Genomic DNA, 22,199 nt, shown 5'->3' on the forward strand with positions numbered 1-22,199 from the left:
ACGCGGTCAGGCCCCATTCCAGCCTCGACTACCTGACACCCAATGAGTTCAAGGCTTCACTGAAACATTCAACCCAACAGGGCGCCAGTCTCTAGGTTCCACTGGTCCGAAGGAAGCCAGCAGGTCAGATCGACAGCGATCTGGGTTACGGCGGCGTGCTGCTGATCCAGAGCACGACGATCGCCGGACTCGATCTCTGGAACGCGCTGCGACCGACGATCATCCGGCAGATCACCGGCAACTGACACTGGCGACATCGATGGCTGCCTGGCGGTTGATCCGCCGCGTGGCCGCAGTCAGCCGAGATCGGCGATCTCGCCGGAGCCCAGGCACTCGTCACCGTCGTACAGCACGAGGTACTGACCGGGTACGGCTGCGCGCTGCGCCTGCTCGAAGCGGAAGCGGACGCGGTCGCCATCGATGGCGGTGACCGCACAGACCTGCAGCGCCTGCCGGTGCCGGATCCGCGCCGTCAGCGTCGCGGGCATGGACGCCGGACGGCGAATCCAGTGGAAGGCGTCGGTCGCGATGTCCTGCGTCATCAGGCGCGGATGCGCGCTGTCCTGCGACACGACGAGCACGTTGCGCGAAGCATCCTTGGCGACGACGTACCACGGCGCTTCCCTGGCCCCGCGGCGGCCGCCGATCGCCAGTCCCTTGCGCTGCCCGAGGGTGTGGAAGGCAAGCCCCTGATGCTGGCCGACGACGGCGCCCGCATCGTCCTCGATCATGCCCGGCTGCGGCTTCAGATACTGGGCGAGGAATTCCCGGAACTCACGCTCGCCGATGAAGCAGATGCCGGTCGAGTCCTTGCGGGCATGGTTCGGCAGGCCGGCCTGCTGGGCCAGCGCCCGCACTTCGGGCTTGGTCAGGCCGCCGAGCGGGAACAGCACGCGCTCGAAGTGCTCGCGGGCCACCGCCGCGAGGAAATAGGTCTGGTCCTTGTTGTCGTCGACCGCGCGGCGCAGATGCGGACCATCGGCCTCGTGCGTGATCTGCGCGTAGTGCCCGGTCGCGACCCAGTCGGCCCCCAGACGCAGCGCGTGCTCGCGGAACGGCTGGAACTTGACCTCGCGATTGCACAGCAGATCCGGGTTCGGCGTCTTGCCGGCGGCATAGCCGGCGAGAAACAGATCGAACACGCGCTTGCGGTATTCGGCCGAAAAATCAACGCGATGCAGCGGAATCTGCAATTCCTCGGCGACTGCGCGGGCGGACTGGAAATCCTCGGCGGACGTGCAGTAGCCGGCTTCATCCTCGGTCCAATTGACCATGAACAGGCCCGATACCCGGTAGCCCTGTTCCTTCAGCAGCCACGCCGTGACGGCGGAATCCACGCCGCCGGACAGGCCGACGACGACGTGCTGCCCGGCGCCGGACGCGCTCACGCCGGGATCAGGGCTCGCGTAACGCCGCCGATGACGTCAGCGGCGACGGCGATGGCCGCGCGAGCGCCGGCGTCAGGTGTGCCAGCAACGTCAGCGGAAACCGCTGGCCGCGGCGCTGATCCTCGACGCAGCGCTGGACCATCGGGCTGCGATGGCGCTCGGCCGCGGCGCGCAGTTCGTCCGGGCTCAGCCAGACGGCGCGGGCGATGCCGTCATCGAGCGCGCGGTCCGGATGATGCCGCAGCGGTTCGGCCAGGAACGCGAAACGCAGGAAGCAGTAGTCGAGTTCCGGCGGCTGGTATTCGTAGATGCCGAGCAATGCCGTCGGCCGCACATCCCAGCCGGTTTCCTCAAACGTTTCGCGGATCGCGCCTTCGAGCAGCGTTTCACCGGCTTCCCAATGACCGCTCGGCTGGTTCAGCACCAGCCGGTCATTGACGATTTCCTCGACGAACAGGAACTTGCCGTCGCGCTCGACGACGCAGGCGACGGTGACATGCGGCGACCACGCCATCAGAGCTGCCCGCGGGTCTTGATCCGGAACCAGCCTTCAGGATCGGGTTCGCCCAGCGAACGGACGAGATTCTGCACCGTGACATCGGCGTTCGGCTGCGCCTTGACCTTGAGATCGACCTCGTAGGCCTTGTCGGCCAGCACGCGAAGCTCGCCGCCGACATCGAGCGGGCCTGACACCGGCGAGACGCGCGCGATGATGACGCCGGCTTCGGTCGTGATGGCGGCTTTCAGATCGCCGAGCGCAACCGGATTCGGCCCCAGCGCCCACTTCAGCGAGCCGATCTGCAGTTCGCCGGTGACGGTCTTCGGGAAATTGTCGACCAGCTTCAGGTTGTCGAGCGTGACGCCGACGCTGCCGTCGATCGGCACCAGCGCGTCTCCGGTCAGCGTCAGCAGGCTTTTCAGCGGACCGGCGGCGCGCATCGAATCCACCGCGACGCTGCCGCCGATCAGCCTGGCGACATTGCCCTCGAAGCTCAGGCCATCGGCATCGCCGGTGACATGCGCGCCGATCCGCGCCATCAGCAGCGCCAGCGGCTTCAGGCTCCAGGTCAGCTGGCGGACGACCGGGCGGCCGTTGACCGTCACCGCACTGGCCGCGCCGTTGAACAGCGTGCCGGTCAGGCCGACCGGCTGCAGCGCGCTGGCCGGGTTGGCAAAGCGTGCGTGCAGCGGGCCGATCGGCGCGCCGATGATCGCGAACAGCAGGAAGCAGCCGACGCCAGTCAGCACCAGGGTGCGGGTCTTCATTGCGCGCGAACCACGGCCAGACGGGCGTTGACCAGACCCGGCGTGGGCTGCTTCTCGATGTCGGCGACATCGATCCGCACGCCGTAACGCGTCTGCAATTCCTGCATCCAGCGCAGCAGCACTTCGAACTCGACGTCCTCGAGCCAGACGCGCGCCTGGTTGTCGCCGTCCGGCTGCAGGCGCGTCGGCGGCTTCTTCAAGGTGCCGCTCTTCGAGGCCTGGTCGACGGCCGTCAGCAGCGACACATCGCTGCTGATGATGGCCGCCGTCTGCGGCGCACTGAAGCGGAGATCGACTTCGGCCTGCGCGAGGCTGTTGGCGATGGCGCGGGCGGAGGCCAGCTCTTCCGCAAGCCGAACGCGGCTGCGGGCAAACGGCTGCCAGATTGCCGAATACGCGACGAAGGCCGCGATCAGCACGCCGGCGACCGACACCAGGGTCTGCTCGCGCGGCTGCAGCGCGTCGTAGCGGGCGCGCAGCGGCGCGAGGCGCGGGCCGAGCTGGGTCGCGATGGCGGTGGACAGGCGCGCGCCCAGTCCGGCAAAAGGGTTGGCCATCACGCCGCTCCCGGAGTCAGTTTCAGGCGGATCTGCACGCCGCTTTCATTGGAATCGGCCGATTCGACATCGAGCTTCGCTTCGCGATGGCCGTTGAACCATGCGCGCAGCCGTTCGAGTACCTGCAGGTCGGTACCGGACAGGTCCAGGAACAGCGCACCGTCGCGGAACTGGATGTTCTTCAGCGTCAGCCCGGGGTTTTCGGTCAGCCCGCTGGAGGCCGACTGCATCAGCTCGAACAGGCCGTCGCGACTGCCGCTGCCGCGCAGCGCGCGCACCTGCTGCTCGACCTGCGCTTCGAGGTTGATGATCTTGGTCTCGCGCGGGAACAGGCGGCGGAAGGTCAGTTCGTTCGCTTCCTGCAGCGCCGCGACCTCGCGCTTCAGGCGTGCCGATTCGACGATGTTGATGCCGATGCCGAGCACCAGCGCCGCAGCCGCGAGCTGCGCCGCGAGTTTCCACGGTCGCCAGTAGCGGTTGATGTCGTCGCGCTGCGAGTAGGCGCCCTGCAGCAGGTCGATCGACTGCGCCGGCTTCCAGAAGCGGATCAGCGCTTCGAGCGGATGATCGAAACCGGGCACCAGTTCCAGGGGCCGCTTCAGTACGGTGTAGTCGCGGCTATCGTTGCGGGCCACCAGCACGCGCAACGAGGCCGGCGTGCCGTTCTCGGCGAGTTCGAGCAGCCATTCGAAGTCATCCGGCACGCAGCTGAAGCCGGCATAGGCGCCGCTGCGAACGATCATCTGGCCGTCTTCCGGCAGCACGCTCCACGGGCCTTCCAGCTCCCACGGCAGCGCCAGCGTTTCCGGCACCAGCGCCGCCACGCGCACGTTGGCAGCGGCGAACGGCGCAAGCCAGTCCTCGATGTGGCTGCGAGCGACCACGGCGATCGGGAACACACCGGATGCGAGTCGGCTGCCGATGGCGAAGTGCAGCGTGTCGACGTCCTCCGCGAACTGGTCTTCCAGCACGAACGGCGCGGCCTGCAGCACCTTGGCCGGCTGCTTGGCCGGCACCGACACCGTGGTCAACCGGACATCGGCACCGGGCACGAAGACGACGACCTTGCGGCCGGCACCGAGCGCGACCACTTCCGACAGCGGCAGCTCGCGCACGATCGCGCTGGCGCGGGTCAGGCTGCTGGCAATCGGTTCGGCGGAGACCAGTGCGTGGGCGGTCGGCGCGTCCGGGGCGGTGTCGCGCAGGCGTATGTAGAGAGTGTCGCGCAAGGGAAACCGGCGAAAGTGAGGAGGCGACCGGAACGGTCAGGGTGCATCGAAAACGTTGGAAAATCAGTCAGTCGGCATCGGTGGAGTGGGCGATCACCACTGGATCGCCGCCGCCGCTCGGCCGAATGTAAACACTGTACAGCGCGACCCGGCCGCTGCCAATGAACACCTCGGCCTGCAATTCGAAGTAGCGCGAGACCACGCTGATCTGGGTCTCCGGCTTCATGTCCTTGTCCGGCCCGAGGAAGCTGTTCGGCCCGCCATTGAGCACTTCCTCGGCCGTCTTGGCTGGCGCCTTGACCCGCGCTTCGACGAACTTCGACAGGTTGCCCTTGTCCACCGTCCGCGACAGCGCGAACAGTACCGCCGCCGGCGCGGTGTTGACATTGATCCGCGTTCCGATCGTCGGCAGCGCCGTGACCACCGGCTTCAGTGCCGCGTACAGCTCCTTGGTCACGCCGCGCACCTGCAGCAGCTCGGACACGCTCTGCATCGGCCGGTTGGCGGCGCGATACGGCGGATCGAGGCCCTGATACTCGTTGTCTTCCGCTCCGTTCAGGTCCAGCCGTTCGTTGTCGGCATCGACCCAGTCGCGAATCGCGCTGCCGAGGCCGGAGACCTTCGCGGCGTCCGGTCCGCCGACGGCATCGAGCAGCAGCTGGAACTGCAGCTGGTAGATGCGCAGCATCGCCGGGTCATTGGTGGCGAAGTTGTTCAGGTTGAAGCGGCCTTCGAGGTCTTCGACACGTCCACGCAGCGTGCCGTTGTCGATCGGCAGGAAATCGACCGGGCGCGCCCAGATGTCGCCGAGCGTGTCGATGTCGTTGTTCTTCAAGTCCTGCTTCAGGATGCCCTTGGTCCACGATTCGACGCCATTGGCGTACCACAGCGCCGCTTCCGACTCGGCCAGATTGCCGGCGCGACGGACCGCGATGTTCGAGCTTTCGAACATCGCCACGGCGGCGATCGTCGCCAGCGCCACGACGAACATCGCGGTGATCAGGGCCACGCCACGGGCGCGGGCGGGGCGGGAGTTCGGGTTTCGCATCATTGCTCCGGCGCGTCCGGAACCGGATCGGGCTTGTTCCCGGGATTGTCCGGGCCATTCGGTGGCGGTGGGGGATTGGTCGGGTCGCCGACCGGTGCCGTCGGCGGCGGTGCCTTGCTCAGTTCCGGCGCGCGGCTGACGCCCTCGGCGCCGACCCGGAACAGCATCCGCAGCTCGCCCCAGTCCGCCGTGGTGATCTCGATCTCGACCGCGGTCGGCGGCGGCTGCTTCGGGCCGGGCGGGACGGTGAAGCCGGACGATGGCGGCCAGTTGTCTGACTTCACGCCGGATGGGTCGTAGAACTGCCACTTCAGCGACTGCACCTTGTCGAGCAGGGTGACGTCGACCGACTTGGTCTGCGGGGCGCGGTCCAGCACGTACCAGCTGCGCCGGACCAGCTTCATCTGCTTGTCGAGACGGCCGCGCGGCGCCTCGGCCGTCTCGTCCTCCTCCAGCAGATAGCTGACGCGTTCCAGCGTCGGCCGCGGCAGCGACAGCAGGTTCTGCCAGCCGCCGCGGGTGAATTCGACGCGCTGGGTGTAGCTGTCATAGCCGAACGCCGGCTGATCATCGCCGTTGCCATCGCGCACGATGCGACCGCTGGCGTTCTGGAAATCGGTGCGCAGGCGCAAGTAGGCGCGGTCGTAGTCTTCGGTGCGCTGCAAGCCCTGCTCGATGCGCTGGCGGGTTTTCAGCACGCCGTTCAGGCCACCGTACGCCATCGCCGCGAAAATGCCGAAGATGCCGATGACGACGATCAGCTCCAGCAGGGTGAAACCGCGCTGCGCGTGTCGGCGGCCGGCGAGGGCGGTGCGGCTCACGGTTCGGACTTCCGGCCGACGTTCGACAGGAAACCGGTCAGCGAGGCGTAAGCGACGGCCTTCTTGTCGTCCTTCTTCTCGACCCGGATCTCGACCCGGCGCAAGCTCGGGTCCTGCGTTTCCTTGACCTCGGTGCGCCAGGTCCAGACCACGCCGCCGAGTTCGACATCGTCGTTGGCCCGGCCGAGCGACGGCCAGGTGCCGCCGAGATCGAGTTCGGTCATCCGGTTGCGCGCCACCAGCAGCGCCAGCGTCTTGCTGCGCAAGCTGGCGGCGTTGTTGGCGTAGTTCGCACCGTTGCCGATGATCGCGCCGAGGGCGATCGCCAGCACGCCGACGGCAACAAGCATCTCCATCAGCGTGAAACCGCGTTGCTGCCCGTTCCTGCCGTGGATCATCGCGTCACCGCTCGTTCTTCCTGCTTGCGGTCGCGCTTGATGCGGCCAAGAGTGTCCCCTTCGATCCGGAAATACGACGGATAGTTCGGCGCCTTGATGTCGAGCGTGAACGCCGTCAGCTGACCGCCCGGCAGCAGCAGGACCTGCGGCTTGACCGCCTTGGCCCGGGCTTCGTCATCGCCGGCGCGCACTTCGGCGCTGTCGAGCTTCACCGGCGGAATCAGCCGGCCTTCCATCCGCAGCTCGGCGTAGAACGGTTCGAGCAGCGCCCGAGGACGCAGGATGCCGCTGGTCGCGTAGTCGACCCAGCGGTTGTTGTTGTCGGTGACCAGAAAGCGGTAGCCGGTGTCGGTGAACTGCAGCCCGATTGCCACACCTTTCAGGTCGGCCTCGTCCTCGGCCAGCCGCAGCAGCTGTTCCAGCCGCTTGGACTCGGCTTCAAGGCGGTCGTCGAGCGCCCGGTTGCCGATCGACAGGCTGGCAAAGGTCACGATGATGCCGATGATCAGGATGACCACCAGCAGTTCCAGCAGGGTGAAGCCGCGAGAACGTTCCCCGGCGTGCAACCTGCACCGGCGTGAACGGCCTGCCATCGCGCTTCGGCCGCCGGCCGCGCTGGCGGGCAGCGCCCGCGCAGCGCGATCGATCATTTCGCCGGAGCCCAGTTGCCGATGTCGCCGGCGGCGCCGTCGCCACCCGGCTTGTTGTCGGAGCCGAGGCTGAACACGTCGATCTCGCCCTTGATGCCCGGGCTCAGATACTGGTACGGGTTCTGCCACGGATCGTTCGGCACCGACTTCAGGTAGCCGCCCGGCTTCCAGTTGCGGGCCGGCGGCTCGCCCTGCGGCGGCGCCACCAGCGCTTCGAGGCCCTGCTGGGTGCTCGGGTAGTTGAAGTTGTCGAGCTTGTAGAGGTTCAGCGCGGTTTCGATCGCGGCGATGTCCTGCTTCGCCTTGACGATGCGGGCGCGATCCGGCTGGTCGAAGATGTTGGGCGCGACGATCGCGGCGAGAATGCCGATGATCACGACGACGACCATGATTTCGATCAGCGTGAAACCGCCGGCACGACGTGCGGAACTGCGGGAAAGAGTCTGGTTTTTCATGATGCGCAAGGTGAATTCGAACGCCGATGATGACGCAGTGACAATGACAACAACAATAACAGAGGGTGCCCCGTCGGCTCCCGCAGTCTGGCTGCCTCCGGCCGTGCTGACATTGATATCGACCCTGCTCGCACTCGGCGGCGATCCGGTGGAGCGGCTGCTGCGCTACGACCGCGCCGCCGTGCTCGCTGGCGAATGGTGGCGGCTGCTGACCGGCAACTTCGTCCACCTCGGCGGCTGGCACCTGTTCCTGAACGGCCTGAGCTTCGTGCTGCTCGTGTTCCTGTGCCCGGAGCGGGTGTCGGCGCGCGAGTGGCTGCTGCGGACCGTGGTGATCGGCACCGGAATGAGTCTCGGCCTGCACTTTTTCGTGCCGTCGCTGGCGACCTATGTCGGCCTGTCAGGACTGGTCTACGGCCTGTTCGCGCTGGCGTTCGTCCGCCAGACGATAGGTGGGGATCGCCTTGCGGCGGCTTGTCTGGCCTTCCTCGCGGCGCGTATCGTGTGGGAATTGGTGATCGGCGCGCCAGCTTCCGAAGAGGCCTTGATCGGCGGCGGCGTCGTTGCGGAATCGCACCTTTATGGTGCGCTCGCCGCGGTGCTCTACGGCGCGGCGCGGGGCGCATTCCGGCGTCCGTCGGCGGCAGGCTCGGGCGCCGCGGCCTAGATCACCTGCGCGACGCGATGGGTCCGGATGCCGGTGACGGCACTCGAGAATGCCAAGAACAATTCGAAGAAAAGACAGACCACACGAGTGCTTGAATGAAATATGCCTTGCTGTTCCCGGGCCAGGGCTCCCAGGAAGTCGGGATGCTGTCGGCGCTGGCCGCCGACCATGCCGTGATCGATGACACGCTGCGCGAAGCATCCGAGGTTCTGGGAAGCGATCTGTTCGGTCTGATCCGCAACGGACCCGCCGACGAACTGAACCGCACCCAGCGCACCCAGCCGGCGCTGCTCGCCGCCAGTGTCGCCGTCGCGCGGCTGTGGCTGGCGCAGGGTCTGCCGGCACCGACCGCGCTCGCCGGTCACAGCCTCGGCGAGTATTCGGCGCTGGTCGTGGCGGGCGCGCTCGACTTCGCCGACGCACTGAAGCTGGTCGAACTGCGCGGTGAACTGATGCAGAACGCCGTGCCGATCGGCATCGGTGCAATGGCCGCGGTGATCGGCGTCGAGGACGAGATCGTCGAAAAGACCTGCGCCGCCTACACCGGCGACGGCGTGCTCGAACCGGCGAACTACAACGCGCCGGGACAGGTGGTGGTTGCCGGCAACAAGGTCGCGATCGACTGGCTGATGGCGAACTACAAGAGCCACGGCATCCGCAAGGTGCTGCCGATTCCGGTGTCGGTGCCGTCGCACTGCTCGATGATGCGCGGCGCGGCCGAGCAGCTCGGCGAACGGCTGCGCGGCGTCGCCATCGGGAAGCCGTCGATTCCGGTGCTGCACAATCTCGATGGCGTGTCCCGCAGCGAGCCGGATGCCATCCGCAACGCCCTGATCGAACAGCTGTTTCGCCCGGTCCGCTGGTCGCAGACGGTGCGCGCGCTGGATCAGTCCGGCATCCGCGGACTGTTCGAGTGCGGCCCGGGCAAGGTGCTAGCCGGCATCAACAAGCGCATCGTCGAAGTCGGACCCGACGCCGCGCAGTCGATTTCGCTGGGCGACCCGGAAGGCCTTGCGCTGGCCCGGGCGCTCTTCCAAACCCAGACGGAGCAGGCATGACATCTCCCATCCCCTCGCGCTTCAATGACGGCGCCGTGGCGCTGGTCACCGGCGCCACCCGCGGCATCGGCCGCGCGATCGCCGACCGGCTGGCCCGCGAAGGCGTGAAGGTCATCGGCACCGCGACCTCCGCGACCGGTGCCGAACAGATCAACGACGCACTGGCGCCGCACGGCGGTGCCGGCCGCGTGCTCGATGTCCGCGATCCGGCGGCGATCGACGCCCTCGTCGGCGAAGTCGCGAAGGCCTTCGGACCGATCGGCATCCTCGTCAACAACGCCGGCGTCACCCGCGATGGCCTGCTGATGCGGATGAAGGACGCCGACTGGTCCGACGTCATCGAAACCGACCTGTCGAGCGTGTTCCGTCTGTCCCGCGCCGTGGTGCCGGGCATGATGAAGGCGAGGGCGGGGCGGATCATCTCGGTCGGCTCGGTCGTCGGCACGATGGGCAACGGCGGCCAGACCAATTACGCCGCGGCCAAGGCCGGCCTGATCGGCTTCTCGAAGTCGCTGGCGCGCGAGATCGGCTCGCGCGGGATCACCGTCAATGTCGTCGCGCCCGGCTTCATCGAAACCGACATGACCAAGGGTCTGAAGGACGAGCAGCGCGCCGCACTGATCGATCAGGCCTCGATCAAGCGCCTTGGTGCCGTCGATGACATCGCCGCTGCCGTGGCCTTCCTGGCCTCTGCCGATGCCGCCTACGTGACCGGCGAGACGCTGCACGTCAACGGCGGCATGTACATGATCTGACTGGGTTTTCGAGCGTCGGACCATGACCCTGCAAGGTCTGGTCCGAGGCCTTTGTGCGCTGGCTGGCAGCAGGCGGCGCGAATCTCTTACACTAGCCGCGTTTTTCGCCCCATAACTCCGAGGGAGTCCCGATGAGCAGTCTTGAAGAAAAAGTCAAAAAGATCATTGCCGAACAGTTGTCGGTCGCCGAGAACCAGATCACCCCGACGGCGTCGTTCGTTGAAGATCTCGGCGCCGACTCGCTCGACACCGTTGAACTCGTGATGGCTCTCGAAGAAGAATTCGAAATCGACATCCCGGATGAAGAAGCCGAGAAGATCGTGACCTTCACCGACGTGCTGAACTACATCAAGGCACACACCAATCAGGCCTCGTAAAGCGCCCTGATTCGCGGCAAAACCCTCCATCACTTCTGCTTCCGGGCTCATGACGCAACGTCGCGTGGTCGTTACCGGCCTCGGTATTGTCTCGCCGGTCGGGTCGGACCTGAAAACCGCCTGGTCCAACATCCTGTCCGGCTACAGCGGCATCAAGCCGATCACTGCCTATGACTGCTCGACCTACCCGACGCGTTTCGCCGGGCTGGTCGAAGGCTTTGATGCGGTCAGCTGGATGGGCCCGAAGGAAGTGCGCCGCAACGACCCGTTCATCCATTACGGTGTCGGCGCGGCCAAGATGGCAGTGATCGATTCCGGAATTGAAATCACCGATGCCAACCGCGAACGCATCGCGGTGACCATCGGCTCCGGCATCGGCGGCATCGGCACGATCGAGGAGCAGTGCATGCTGCTCAACGGTGCCGGTGGCGTGAAGAAGGTTTCCCCGTTCTTCGTGGCCGGCTCGATCATCAACATGGTGTCGGGCGCGGTTTCGATCGATCTGGGGGTCAACGGGCCGAGTTTCGGGCTCGTTTCAGCCTGCACCACCGCCGCTCACTCGATCGGCATGGCGCAGCGCATGATTGCCTATGGCGATGCCGACATCGCCATCGCCGGCGGTGCCGAAGCGGGCTCAGCCCCCGCTGGCGTCGCCGGTTTCTGTGCCTCGCGGGCACTCAGTACCCGCAACGACTCGCCGCAGACGGCGAGCCGCCCGTGGGATCGCGATCGTGACGGCTTCGTCCTCGGCGACGGTGCCGGTGTGCTGGTCCTCGAGGAGTACGAGCACGCGAAACGGCGTGGCGCCCGTATCTATGCCGAAATCATCGGTTTCGGCATGACCAGCGACGCCTTCCACATCACCCAGCCGGTGCCGGGTGCGCCGCAGGTGGCGCGCTGCATGGTCAACGCCATGCGCGATGCCAAGATCAACCCGTCGGACGTCGACCACGTCAACGCCCACGCGACATCGACCCCGCTGGGCGATGTCGCCGAAAGCGATGCCATCAAGTCGGCACTCGGCGAGCACGCGAAGAACGTCGCGATCAGCGGCACCAAGTCGATGACCGGGCACCTGCTCGGTGCGGCCGGCGGCATCGAAGCGATCTTTTCGGTGCTGGCGATCCGCGACAACGTCGCGCCGCCGACGATCAACCTCGAGAATCCGGACGAAGGCTGCGATCTCGACTACACGCCGGGCCAGCCGCGCCAGCGCAAGATCGACGTCGTGATCTCGAATTCGTTCGGCTTCGGCGGCACCAACGGCACTCTGGTGTTTCGCCGCATCTGACCGTTCCGTCGCCGGTCTCCGGCGGCGTGCCGGCAGCCCTGATGTCGAATCCGGTGTCGAATCCGATGTTGACGCGCGATCTGCCTGCCACGCTGGACCTGCTGGCACTGCATCGTCTCGATCCCGCGCGCTATCCGTTCCTGCTGCAGAGTGCCGCCGCGCATCCGCAGGCCGGGCGTTACGACATCCTGTTCGCGTTTCCGGGCGAGGTCGTCGATTCGCGCTCCGGCGACTTCTTCGCGGCGCTCGATCGCGCCGCCGCCGACACGGCCGTTGCGGACGACAGTGGCCTGCCATTCACCGGCGGCTGGTTCCTGCTGCTTGGCTACGAGGCGGCGCGGCAGGTCGAAACCCGACTGCTGCTGCCCGATTCGCCGTATCGACTGCCGGATGCGCTGGCCGTGCGCTGCACGGGCGCGGTCATCGTCGATCGCGTCGCCGGGCGCACGCTCGCGCTGGTCGAGGACGATGCGCAGGCCCTGGACCAGATCGAACGCGATGCGCGGGCAGCCATGCCGGACTCGGCAATCGACTTGAAGAAGCCCGTGCAAAGGGTTGAAGTCATTGAGGAAGCGGACGATCGATTCGTCGGCGGCGTCGAGCGCATCCTGCGCTACCTGCAGGCCGGTGACATCTTTCAGGCGAACCTGTCGCGGCGTTGGCAGGGGCGGTTCGACGGCACCGTCGACCCCGCCGCGCTCTATCAGCGCCTGCGTCGGACCAATCCGGCGCCCTTTGCCGGGCTCGCGCACTGGCGCGGCAGCACCGTGCTGAGTTCGTCGCCGGAGCGGCTGATCGAGATCGACGGCGGTCTCGCGCAGACCCGCCCGATTGCCGGCACCCATGCCCGACGCGACGGCGAGGACGTGCGCGACCGCGCCGCCCTGCGCGGCAGCCTGAAGGAACGCGCCGAGCACGTCATGCTGATCGACCTCGAACGCAATGACCTCGGCCGCGTCTGTGTGCCCGGCACGGTCGAGGTCAGCGAGCTGATGACGATCGAAAGCTACGCCCACGTTCACCATATCGTCTCCAACATCCGCGGCCGCCTGCGGACGGGCATCGGGCCGGGCGCCGCGCTGAAGGCGGTGTTTCCCGGCGGCACGATCACCGGCGCGCCGAAGGTGCGGGCGATGGAAATCATCGCCGAGCTCGAAGGCGAGGGCCGCGGGCCGTACACCGGCGCGATGGGCTATCTGTCGCGCAGCGGGCGGCTCGACACCAACATCCTGATCCGTACCCTCGTCTGCGAAGACGATCAGGTGTCGTTCCGCGCCGGGGCCGGCATCGTCGCGGATTCGAAGCCGCTGGCCGAACTCGCCGAAACTCGCGCCAAGGCGCGCGGCCTGCTGCTGGCGCTGGGAGCGACCCCATGAGCGCGCCGCGGGCCATCCGCTGGAACGGCGCGGCCGTCGATGCGATTCCGGCAACCAGCCGCGGGCTGCACTACGGCGACGGTGTTTTTCGCACGATGCTGCAGATTGTCGGCACGATCGTCGATGTTGACGCACAGATCGCGAAACTTCGGCATGACGCGACGGCGCTCGGTCTCGTGCCGCCGGCGCTCGACGCGCTGCGCAGCGAGCTTGCGTCGGTGGCCGATCTCGGCGATGCCACGGTCAAGCTGCTGCTGATCCGCGCCGGCAGCGGACGCGGCTATCGCCCGGAAACCGACGAGGCGGACCGTCTGCTGCTCGCCTACGAGCCACCGCGAGCCGCGACGACCACGCCGTTCGACGGGCTGCGGGTGATCCGCTCGCCGGTGACGATGGCCGCCCAGCCGCGTCTCGCCGGAATCAAGCACCTGAACCGGCTTGAGCAGGTGCTGGCCAGCCGCGACTGGCCGGACGGCACCGACGACGCCATCCTCGGCGACGACCGCGGCGTACCGGTCTGTGCGACGCGCGGCAACGTGTTCTGGGTGCAGGACGGCCGGCTGAACACGCCGGCGATCGATCGCTGCGGCGTGGCGGGCGTCATGCGGGACAAGGTGCTCGCGGCGGCCGAGGCGCTCGATCTGCCGTGCCGGATCGCGGCGCAGCCGTGGCCGCTGCTGATGGCGGCCGACGAAGCCTTCCTGTGCAACAGCCTGCGCGGCATCCAGCCCATCCAGCGGCTCGACGACCGCCTGTTCGGCGCACCCGGTCCGGTGACCCGACGCTTGATCCGCCATCTCGCGCATCCGACACTGCCTTCACGATGACGGCTGCCCCGAACCCAGGATCGAAAAGACGATCGACGCCACGCTTCGCCGCGCTGCGCCGCCTGCTGCGCGGAGCGATCGTGCTGGCGATCGCAGCCGGTGTGCTGGCCTGGGATCTCGATCGGCAGCTCGACCAGCCGCTGGCGCTACAGCAGGCTGCAACGTTCGAGATCGCCCCGGGCAGCGGCCTGAACCGGATCGTCACCGCCGCGCGCGAGCAGGGGCTGTTCGCCAGCGCCCGGCAATCCGCCTACCTCGCGATCTACGCCCGGTTCAGCGGCCAGGCCGGCCGGATCAAGGCCGGCGAATATCGGCTGGAACCGGGCCTGACGCCGCGGACCCTGCTGCAGCTGTGGGATTCCGGCAAGACCGTGCTGCACGAGCTGCGGCTGATCGAAGGCTGGCGCTTTGCCGATGCGCTGAAAACCGTTCGGCAATCGCCGGACCTGACGCAGACGCTCGATGCCGCGGCGACGCCGGCCGATGCCATGCGGGCGCTCGGCCGCGACGGTCAGGCGCCGGAAGGTCTGCTGTTTCCCGATACCTACCGCTTCCAGAAAGGCATGACGGATGTCGCCTTTCTGCGCAACGCGATCGCCGAGCAGGAGCGGGTGCTCGGCGAGGAGTGGGCGAAGCGCGCGCCGAACCTGCCGTACGACAGCCCGCAGCAGGCGCTGACGATGGCCTCGATCATCGAGAAGGAAACCGGCACGGCGGCCGAGCGCGCCGAGATCGCCGGCGTGTTCGTGCGCCGGCTACGGCTCGGCATGCGGCTGCAGACCGATCCGACCGTGATCTACGGCATCGGCGAGGCCTACGACGGCAACATCCGCAGTCGCGACCTGCTGGCCGACACGCCCTACAACACCTACACCCGCGATGGCCTGCCGCCGACGCCGATCTGTCTCGCCGGGCGCGAAGCGATCCGCGCCGCGCTGCAGCCGGCCGATGGCAATGCGCTGTACTTCGTGGCCCGCGGCGACGGCAGCCACCAGTTTTCCGCGACGCTCGACGAGCACAACGCGGCGGTGCAGCGGTTCCAGCTGCGATCCGGCCGATCGTCGACGGCAGCACCGGCGGCATCCGGCACAAGACCCGGCGCCGCCGCGCGGAGATTGCGATGACGGCAGGCGCGACGCCGCCGCGCGGCCGCTTCATCGTGCTCGAAGGCGGCGAAGGCGGCGGCAAGACCACGCAGTCGCTCGCGCTGCGCGACGCGCTGACGGCACGGGGCCGCAGCGTGGTGCTGACGCGCGAGCCCGGCGGCTCGCCACTGGCGGAGGCGATCCGCAACCTCGTGCTCGGCGACTGGCCGGAAGGGGTCGATGCCGTGACCGAGGTGCTGCTGATCTTCGCGGCGCGCGCCGCGCATCTGCATGCGACGATCAAGCCGGCGCTGGCGTCTGGCCGCGACGTGATCTGCGATCGCTTCGTCGATGCCAGCTACGCCTATCAGGGTGCCGGGCGGGGTCTCGGGGCTGCGCGCATCGCCGAGCTCGAAACCTTCGTGCTCGGCGATTTCCGGCCGGACCGCGTGCTGGTGCTCGACGTGCCGCCGGAGACTGGTGTCGCCCGTATCGCGGCGCGCGGTGGCAACAATCGCTTCGACGCCGAATCGCTCGAATTCATGCGCCGTGTGCGTCAGGCCTATCTCGACCGCGCCGCATTGGCGCCGGCGCGCTATGCCGTGGTCGATGCCGCACGTGCCCCTGACATCGTCACTGCCGATTTGCTGCGCCACCTCGCCGAACTGCCATGACCCGCCCGCCAAAACCGTTTCCGTGGCAGCGCGAGGTCTGGGCGCAACTGGTCGCGGCCCAGCGCGAGGATCGCCTCGGTCACGCGCTGTTGCTGGCCGGCCCGGCCGGGTCCGGCAAGAAGCATTTCGCGTACTGCGTGGCGTCGGCGCTGTGGTGCAGGCAGCCGGATGCCGACGGCGCCGGCTGTGGCGGCTGCCCGGATTGCCGGCAGGTGCAGTCGGAGGCGCATTCCGGCTACTTCCTGCTGCGGGTGGAGGAAGACAAGCGCGACATCTCGATCGAGGCGGTGCGCGAACTGAGCGAGAAGCTGACCTTCACCGCGCACGATGGCCGCGCCAAGGTCGCGGTGATCGATCCGGTCGATGCGCTGAACGTCAACGGCGTCAACGCGCTGCTGAAGACGATCGAGGAACCGTCGCCCGGCAGTCATCTGCTGCTGATCACCGAGCGACCGCAGGCGCTGACCGCGACCTTGCGCAGCCGCTGCCAGCGCATCCGGCTGGCCGCACCGCCGCCGGATCTGGCGCTGACCTGGCTCGGCACCGAGACCGGTGGCAGCGTGCCGGCGGATCATCTGGCGCTGGCGCTGGAGGTCGCGTTCGGTGCACCGTTGCGCGCCGCCGAACTGCTCGCCGACAAGGGCCTGGAGCTTCGCTTGGGCTGGCAGCGGGCGATGCTCGACCTCGCCGCCAGCAAGGCCGAACCGCTGGCCGTGGCCGACGCGATCGGCAAGGATGGGGCGATCGACTGGGTGCAGTGGCTGTTCGGATGGCTGACGATGCTGATGCGCGCGCGCGTCGCGCCATCGACGGCCGGCGATCCGGCCGTGGCCGTGCTGGCCGCGCGGCTGCCGGCGGAACTGCTCGATCGCTACATCGCCGAAGTGCAGACCGCGCTGTACGGCGTGCGCGGCGCCGCCGACAAGCGGCTGATCCTCGACGGTCTTCTGATCGGCTGGCTGGGCCTGCTTGCGCGGGCCGGACGCGCTCCGCAGAATGCCGCCGCATGAGCACACCTCCACCGCGCACCGGCAGTCCGTCCCCGGGCATTCTCACGCTCAGCATCAAGGACAAGAACGCGCTGTACGCGTCCTACATGCCGTTCATCAAGAACGGCGGCCTGTTCATCCCGACCAACAAGGAATACCGCCTCGGCGACGAGGTGTTCATCCTGCTGACCCTGATGGAAGACGCCGAGCGCATCCCGGTGGCCGGCAAGGTCGTCTGGCTGACGCCGCGCAACGCACAGGGCAAGCGGCAGCAGGGCATTGGGGTGCAGTTCAGCACGCAGGACAACGGCGACACCCAGCGCAAGATCGAGACCTATCTCGCAGGCGTCAGCCTGGAGCGTCCGACGCACACGATGTAGGCGTGAGGCGTACGCTTGTGAGGCGTGAGGTGTCAGGCGTGAGGCGGAACAGCACGCTGGCGTAACGGCCGCTCACAGCGCTTGACTTGATTCCGGCACGGCGCAGCCTTTTCGCCTCACGCCTCACGCCTCACGCCTCACGCCTCACGCCTCACGCCTCACGCCTGACGCCTCACGCCTCACGGGCCTTCGCAGCGATCACCGCGATCAGTTCCTGCCACGACTTCACGAACGACTGCGCGCCGTCGCGCTGCAGCTTCAGCGCCAATGCGCCGATGTCGACGCCGGCAGCCGTGATGGCGCCGAGCACGGCTTCGGCATCGCCACCGTCGGCCGCGAGCACCGCACCCGGCCGGCCGCGCTCGCCGTACGCGAGCAGGGTCTTCTCCGGAATCGTGTTGACGGTGTCGGGGGCGGCCAGCGCATCGACGTAATAGGTGTCCGGCAGCGATGCGTCCTTGGTGCTGGTGCTGGCGAACAGCAGGCGTTGCGGATGCGCGCCGGCGTTCGCCACGGCCTGCCAGCGCGGCGAGGCCAGCAGTTCGCGGTAGCGGCGATAGCAGCGCCGCATCATCGCCAGCCCGAGCTGGTTGTTCAGCGCGGCCGGCACCTGATCCTTCACCGCGCCATCCCAGCGGCTGACGAACACCGAGGCCACCGAGCAGATCGTCGGATCGAGGCCGAGCGCGAGGCGCCGCTCGATGCCGCGCAGCCAGGCTTCGGCCGCGGCGACGTACTGATCGTCGGAGAACAGCAGCGTGACGTTGACCGGCACACCGGCGGCGATGGCATCCTCGATCGCCCCGAGACCGGCCGGCGTGCCCGGAATCTTGATGTAGAGGTTCGGCTTGCCGGCCTGCGCGAACAGCGCGACGGCGGCACGCACGGTGGCGGCGGCTTCGTCGGCGAGCAGCGGCGAGACTTCGAGCGACACCCAGCCGTCGACACCGTTCGTGGCATCGAACACCGGCCGGAACAGATTCGCGGCGCGGCTCAGGTCCTCGATCGCCAGTTCGAAGAACAGGGTTTCCGCGTCCAGGCCGCGGGCAGCTTTCTCGCGGATCGCAGTGTCATAGGCGCTGCCGTTCTTGATCGCCTGCTCGAAGATCGTCGGGTTCGAGGTCAGGCCGGTGACGGCCAGCTCGTCGATGTAGCGGGCGAGGGTGCCGTCGGCGACCAGCGTGCGGGTGATGTTGTCGAGCCACAGGCTCTGGCCGAGGGCGTGCAGCGCTTTTGCGGGATTCATGCCGTGCGTGTCGAGTGGTGGGGCGTCGATCATTCTAGCGATGCCGCGCATCGATCCGGCAGGTCAGCCGCACGCAGGAACGGTTTTGCGGCCCGCGACGTCAGACCGCAGGACGGCGCCACGCTTCCGAGCGCGGCGGCGGCAGACGCACGCCCTTGCGCGCCCGCATCATCTGCGCGGCCTGACGCGCCCACAGATCGAGATGGCTGCGAATCCACGCGCGGTCGTTCATCAGATGGGCCTGCGTGGCCAGCCCGACGAGGAAGAAGCTGAGCTGCACGAACATCGCGTGCAGGTCGGCCTTGCTGGTGCGGGCCGGGTCGATCGGCTCGAAATAGTGCTCGACGGCCGGCGCATAGACCTGCTGGACCCGCTTCAGGCGCTCGCGCAGCGCGTCGGCCAGATCGTGATCGCGCAGGCTGGCGATCAGCAGTTCGGTGTAGGCGTTGAACAGCGGCGTGGAAAACACCTGATCCCATGCGGCCTCGACCAGCCGCGACAGGCGATCATCCTCGTCGCCGATCGACAGCAGCATCTCGCCGAGCTGCCGGTAGGTGCGGCGCAGCAGGTCTTCCGCCGCATCGAGCATCAGCGCCTGCTTGTTCGGGTAGTGATGCACCTGCGCGCCGCGCGAGACGCCGGCGCGGCGGACGATCGAACTCAGCGTGGACCCGGCGTAACCGTCTTCGGCCAGGCTCTGCAGCGTCGCTTCGAGCAGCCGCGTGCGCATCAGGTCGCTGCGTTCGGCCTGGGTGCGGCGGGGCCGGGCGGCCGAAGTCGGGGACGGTGGAGGAGAGTCGGTCATGGCTGCGGGCAGTAGGATACCGTCCAGACTGTATGTAAAATTGCTCACGCGTTCCACCCCCAGCCCGACCACCGTCCCGACTGCCGTTCCCACTCCCGATCCCATGACCCAGAACCCGTTGCTGCGCGGCGTCCGCGTGCTCGATCTTTCCCGCCTGCTGCCGGGCCCGTTCTGCACGCTGTATCTGGCGCAGCTCGGTGCCGAAGTGATCAAGATCGAGGACCCGAAAGGCGGCGACGGCGCCCGCGGGATGTCGCCTGACCTGTTCTCGCTGGTCAATCGCGGCAAGCAGTCGGTGACGATGGATCTGAAGCAGGCCGAGGATGTCGCCATCTTCAAGAAGATGGTCGCCACCGCCGATGTCGTCATCGAATCGTTCCGTCCGGGAGTCATGGACCGCTTGGGCGTCGGCTACGACGTGCTGAAGGCGATCAATCCGAAGCTGGTCTACGCCGCGCTGACCGGCTACGGCCAGACCGGCCCGTACCGCGACCGCCCGGGTCATGACATGAACTATCGCGGCTATTCGGGCGAGCTCGACCAGACCGCCGGCTTCGAGGGCGCCCCTGCCGTCGGCAATCTGCAGGTTGCCGATCTCGCCGGCGGGGCCCTGACCTGCGCCATCGGCATTCTTGCGGCCTTGTACGGCGCACGGGACAGCGGCGTCGGCAGCTTTGTCGACGTCGGCATGATGGACGGCACGCTGGCGCTGCAGGTGCTGTCGCTGAACAGCCTCCGCGTCTTCGGCCAGATGCCGCCGAAGGGCCGCGACATGCTCAGCGGCGGCCTGCCGAACTACGCGGTCTACGAATGCGCGGACGGCAAGCATCTGGCCGTCGGCTCGCTCGAGATGAAGTTCTTCCACGAAGTGCTGACCCGCGTCGACCGCGACGATCTGAAGAAGCTCCCGGCCGTGCCCGGCAAGCACGGCGAGCCGCTGCGCGCCGAACTGGTCGCGCTGTTCAAGTCGCGCCCGCGCGACGAGTGGGAAGCGCTGCTGGCGAACGAGGACACCTGCGTCAGCGCGATCCTGTCGCCGGCGGAAGTGCTGAAGAACGAGCAGGTGCTGGCCCGCGGCATGATCGTCGACGACAACGGCAAGCCGGCGTTCAACCTGCCGATCTTCTTCGACAACGCCAGCGCCGTGAACGGCAAGACGCCGAAGCTCGGCGCCGACAACGACGCAGTGCTGGGGCCGCTGCGCGGCTGAGCGGTTCGCCGCATCCGGGACCGCCGCGACGGCGGTCCCGGTCTCCCGGCGCTCAGCCCGGCAGCGCGAACGGCGTCGCCGATCCGCTGTACTTCAAGCGCAATTCGCGCTTCAGCAGCTTGCCGGCGGTGTTCTTCGGCAGGGTCGGCACGAAGATCACCTGCTTCGGCACCTTGTACGGCGCCAGCACCGCCCTGGCGTGGGCGATCAGCGCATCGCCGCTGGCCTCGGCGCCGTCGCGCAGCACGACGAACGCCGCCACCGCTTCGATCCACTTCGGATCGGGCAGGGCGACGACGGCCACTTCCGACACGGCGGCATGGGTCAGCAGTGCCTCCTCGACTTCGCGGCTGGCCACCAGAACGCCGCCAGTGTTGATCACGTCCTTTACGCGATCGGCGATGAACAGGTAGCCCTCGGTGTCGAAGTAGCCGAGGTCGCCGGAGTGGAACCAGCCGCCGGCGAAGGCTTCGGCGGTCTGCGCGGCCTTGTCCCAGTAGCCGAGCGTCAGCTGAGGACTGCAGTGAACGATCTCGCCGAGCGTGCCCGGCGGGCAGTCGTTGCCGGCGTCGTCGACGACGCGGGTCTCGACATTGAACACCGGCCGGCCGGCCGATGCCGGACGCGCCTCGTGCTCGTGCGGCCGCAGCACGGTCGCCATTGGCGCGATCTCGGTCTGGCCGTAGCAGTTGTACGGCTCGGCGTTCGGCAGGCGCGCGCGCAGTTCCTGCAGCACCGGCACCGGCATGATCGAGGCGCCGTAATAGATCTTGCGCAGCGAGGACAAATCGCGTGTCGCGAAGTCCGGATGGCGCAGCAGGCTGATCCAGACCGTCGGCGGCGCGAAGAACGAGGTGATTTTTTCAGCCTCGATCAGTTCCAGCACGCGCGCCGGCACTGGCGATTCGATCAGCATCTGCCAGGCACCCACCAGCAGGTGCGGCATCGTGAACACGTGCATCTGGGCGGTGTGATACAGCGGCAGCGCGGCCAGCGCACGGTCGGACTCGCGGCATTCCAGGTCCTGGATGCAGGTCTGGTACTCGGCGAGGACGCCGGCATGGCCGAGCATCGCGCCCTTCGGCGCGGCCGTGGTGCCCGACGTGTACAGGAACTGCGCGACGGACCGATCGTCGACCTCGAACTCGGCGTCCGGCAGCGGACCGTGCTGCGCGATGCTCAGCAGGTCCTCGCCCGGCGCGCCCTTCAGCAGCCGCGTGGTCGGCTGCGGGTCGCCGAGCACTGCGAGGTTGGCCGCAAGATCCGGATCGCTCAGCACCAGCGAAGCACCCGACTGCTTGACCAGATAAATCAGCTCGTCGCCGGTCAGCGCGTAGTTGATCGGGACATGGATCGCCCCGAGCCGCAGGCAGCCGAGAAACGCGATCAGGTAGGCGTCGGAATTCTTGCCGTAGGCCAGCACGCGGTCGCCGGCCCTGATCCCGAGCGATGCGTAGAACTGCGCGACCCGGTTCGCGGCCTGATCCAGCGCTTCGAAGCTCCAGCCGCGATCCGCGTAGCGCAGCGCTTCCCGCTGGCGATGGCGGCGAGCGGAGCGGCGCAGCGCATCGCCGATGGTGTTGCGGCGCGCGCGGACGATCTCGGCTGAGAGGTTCAGGTTCCCGGTCAGGCTCATGTGTGCTTTCT

25 protein-coding genes are annotated in these 22,199 nt (G+C 67.8%); 12 read left to right on the forward strand and 13 right to left on the reverse strand.

Features of this window, described 5'->3' with window-relative positions:
* Positions 1-296 precede the first annotated feature (296 nt).
* The 10 genes from mnmA to gspG form a co-directional block, all read right to left on the reverse strand.
* Positions 297-1,388, reverse strand: coding sequence for a tRNA 2-thiouridine(34) synthase MnmA (gene mnmA, locus QZ951_RS19945; protein ID WP_293003829.1), 1,092 nt, complete (start codon positions 1,386-1,388; stop codon positions 297-299).
* Positions 1,389-1,395: 7 nt separating this feature from the next.
* Entirely contained in the window at positions 1,396-1,902 is a 507-nt protein-coding gene (locus tag QZ951_RS19950) for an NUDIX hydrolase (protein ID WP_293003831.1), read from the reverse strand.
* A complete protein-coding gene (gspN, locus tag QZ951_RS19955; RefSeq protein ID WP_293003833.1) occupies positions 1,902-2,654 on the reverse strand; it encodes a type II secretion system protein N in 753 nt (250 codons plus the stop codon). The genes QZ951_RS19950 and gspN overlap by 1 nt, the downstream gene beginning before the upstream one ends.
* Positions 2,651-3,211 (reverse strand): type II secretion system protein M, encoded by a 561-nt coding sequence (locus QZ951_RS19960; RefSeq protein WP_293003835.1) that lies wholly within the window; start codon positions 3,209-3,211, stop codon positions 2,651-2,653. The genes gspN and QZ951_RS19960 overlap by 4 nt, the downstream gene beginning before the upstream one ends.
* Complete coding sequence (gene gspL / locus QZ951_RS19965; protein WP_293003837.1) at positions 3,211-4,440, reverse strand: type II secretion system protein GspL; 1,230 nt, start codon at positions 4,438-4,440, stop codon at positions 3,211-3,213. The genes QZ951_RS19960 and gspL overlap by 1 nt, the downstream gene beginning before the upstream one ends.
* Positions 4,441-4,507: 67 nt before the next feature.
* Positions 4,508-5,488 carry a type II secretion system minor pseudopilin GspK gene (gspK, locus tag QZ951_RS19970; RefSeq protein WP_293003839.1) on the reverse strand — a complete coding sequence of 327 codons (981 nt, stop codon included), beginning with the start codon at positions 5,486-5,488 and terminating at the stop codon, positions 4,508-4,510.
* Positions 5,488-6,309, reverse strand: a complete 822-nt coding sequence (gene gspJ, locus QZ951_RS19975) for a type II secretion system minor pseudopilin GspJ (RefSeq protein ID WP_293003841.1) — start codon at positions 6,307-6,309, stop codon at positions 5,488-5,490. The genes gspK and gspJ overlap by 1 nt, the downstream gene beginning before the upstream one ends.
* On the reverse strand, positions 6,306-6,707 hold the full coding sequence (gene gspI / locus QZ951_RS19980; RefSeq protein WP_293003843.1) for a type II secretion system minor pseudopilin GspI: 402 nt from the start codon (positions 6,705-6,707) through the stop codon (positions 6,306-6,308). Before gspI ends, gspJ begins: the two co-directional genes overlap by 4 nt.
* Positions 6,704-7,273 (reverse strand): type II secretion system minor pseudopilin GspH, encoded by a 570-nt coding sequence (gspH, locus tag QZ951_RS19985; protein ID WP_293003845.1) that lies wholly within the window; start codon positions 7,271-7,273, stop codon positions 6,704-6,706. Before gspH ends, gspI begins: the two co-directional genes overlap by 4 nt.
* Before the next feature lie 80 nt (positions 7,274-7,353).
* Positions 7,354-7,746 (reverse strand): type II secretion system major pseudopilin GspG, encoded by a 393-nt coding sequence (gene gspG, locus QZ951_RS19990; RefSeq protein ID WP_293003847.1) that lies wholly within the window; start codon positions 7,744-7,746, stop codon positions 7,354-7,356.
* Between gspG and rrtA the strand changes: the two genes are divergently transcribed.
* From rrtA to QZ951_RS20045, 11 genes are all read left to right on the forward strand, one after another.
* On the forward strand, positions 7,727-8,479 hold the full coding sequence (gene rrtA / locus QZ951_RS19995; RefSeq protein ID WP_293003849.1) for a rhombosortase: 753 nt from the start codon (positions 7,727-7,729) through the stop codon (positions 8,477-8,479). The genes gspG and rrtA overlap by 20 nt on opposite strands.
* 95 nt (positions 8,480-8,574) lie before the next feature.
* Positions 8,575-9,537, forward strand: coding sequence for an ACP S-malonyltransferase (fabD, locus tag QZ951_RS20000; RefSeq protein WP_293003851.1), 963 nt, complete (start codon positions 8,575-8,577; stop codon positions 9,535-9,537).
* Positions 9,534-10,292 carry a 3-oxoacyl-ACP reductase FabG gene (gene fabG / locus QZ951_RS20005; protein WP_293003853.1) on the forward strand — a complete coding sequence of 253 codons (759 nt, stop codon included), beginning with the start codon at positions 9,534-9,536 and terminating at the stop codon, positions 10,290-10,292. Before fabD ends, fabG begins: the two co-directional genes overlap by 4 nt.
* A gap of 131 nt (positions 10,293-10,423) precedes the next feature.
* Positions 10,424-10,669 (forward strand): acyl carrier protein, encoded by a 246-nt coding sequence (gene acpP, locus QZ951_RS20010; RefSeq protein WP_293003855.1) that lies wholly within the window; start codon positions 10,424-10,426, stop codon positions 10,667-10,669.
* 49 nt (positions 10,670-10,718) lie between these two features.
* The gene (gene fabF, locus QZ951_RS20015; RefSeq protein ID WP_293003857.1) at positions 10,719-11,960 is read left to right on the forward strand and encodes a beta-ketoacyl-ACP synthase II; all 1,242 of its coding nucleotides are present in this window, start codon (positions 10,719-10,721) and stop codon (positions 11,958-11,960) included.
* Between the two features lie 65 nt (positions 11,961-12,025).
* Complete coding sequence (locus QZ951_RS20020; RefSeq protein ID WP_366943999.1) at positions 12,026-13,336, forward strand: aminodeoxychorismate synthase component I; 1,311 nt, start codon at positions 12,026-12,028, stop codon at positions 13,334-13,336.
* Positions 13,333-14,163, forward strand: coding sequence for an aminodeoxychorismate lyase (pabC, locus tag QZ951_RS20025; protein WP_293003861.1), 831 nt, complete (start codon positions 13,333-13,335; stop codon positions 14,161-14,163). Before QZ951_RS20020 ends, pabC begins: the two co-directional genes overlap by 4 nt.
* Positions 14,160-15,287 carry an endolytic transglycosylase MltG gene (gene mltG / locus QZ951_RS20030; protein WP_293003863.1) on the forward strand — a complete coding sequence of 376 codons (1,128 nt, stop codon included), beginning with the start codon at positions 14,160-14,162 and terminating at the stop codon, positions 15,285-15,287. The genes pabC and mltG overlap by 4 nt, the downstream gene beginning before the upstream one ends.
* Positions 15,284-15,922 (forward strand): dTMP kinase, encoded by a 639-nt coding sequence (gene tmk / locus QZ951_RS20035; protein ID WP_293003865.1) that lies wholly within the window; start codon positions 15,284-15,286, stop codon positions 15,920-15,922. Before mltG ends, tmk begins: the two co-directional genes overlap by 4 nt.
* The gene (locus tag QZ951_RS20040; protein WP_293003867.1) at positions 15,919-16,932 is read left to right on the forward strand and encodes a DNA polymerase III subunit delta'; all 1,014 of its coding nucleotides are present in this window, start codon (positions 15,919-15,921) and stop codon (positions 16,930-16,932) included. The genes tmk and QZ951_RS20040 overlap by 4 nt, the downstream gene beginning before the upstream one ends.
* A complete protein-coding gene (locus QZ951_RS20045) occupies positions 16,929-17,291 on the forward strand; it encodes a PilZ domain-containing protein (RefSeq protein ID WP_293003869.1) in 363 nt (120 codons plus the stop codon). Before QZ951_RS20040 ends, QZ951_RS20045 begins: the two co-directional genes overlap by 4 nt.
* A gap of 172 nt (positions 17,292-17,463) precedes the next feature.
* On the opposite strand, the gene tal is transcribed toward QZ951_RS20045, so the two are convergent.
* The gene (gene tal, locus QZ951_RS20050) at positions 17,464-18,537 is read right to left on the reverse strand and encodes a transaldolase (RefSeq protein WP_293003871.1); all 1,074 of its coding nucleotides are present in this window, start codon (positions 18,535-18,537) and stop codon (positions 17,464-17,466) included.
* A 100-nt stretch (positions 18,538-18,637) separates the two neighbouring features.
* Positions 18,638-19,342 carry a TetR/AcrR family transcriptional regulator gene (locus tag QZ951_RS20055; RefSeq protein WP_293003873.1) on the reverse strand — a complete coding sequence of 235 codons (705 nt, stop codon included), beginning with the start codon at positions 19,340-19,342 and terminating at the stop codon, positions 18,638-18,640.
* A gap of 103 nt (positions 19,343-19,445) precedes the next feature.
* Between QZ951_RS20055 and QZ951_RS20060 the strand changes: the two genes are divergently transcribed.
* Positions 19,446-20,552 (forward strand): CaiB/BaiF CoA-transferase family protein, encoded by a 1,107-nt coding sequence (locus QZ951_RS20060; RefSeq protein ID WP_293003875.1) that lies wholly within the window; start codon positions 19,446-19,448, stop codon positions 20,550-20,552.
* Between the two features lie 52 nt (positions 20,553-20,604).
* On the opposite strand, the gene QZ951_RS20065 is transcribed toward QZ951_RS20060, so the two are convergent.
* Positions 20,605-22,188: a fatty acyl-CoA synthetase gene (locus QZ951_RS20065; RefSeq protein ID WP_293003877.1), complete on the reverse strand. Its 1,584-nt coding sequence runs from the start codon at positions 22,186-22,188 to the stop codon at positions 20,605-20,607.
* Between the last annotated feature and the right edge of the window lie 11 nt (positions 22,189-22,199).

Origin of the sequence: Nevskia sp. (assembly GCF_021732705.1) — a bacterium.
GTDB lineage: Bacteria > Pseudomonadota > Gammaproteobacteria > Nevskiales > Nevskiaceae > Nevskia.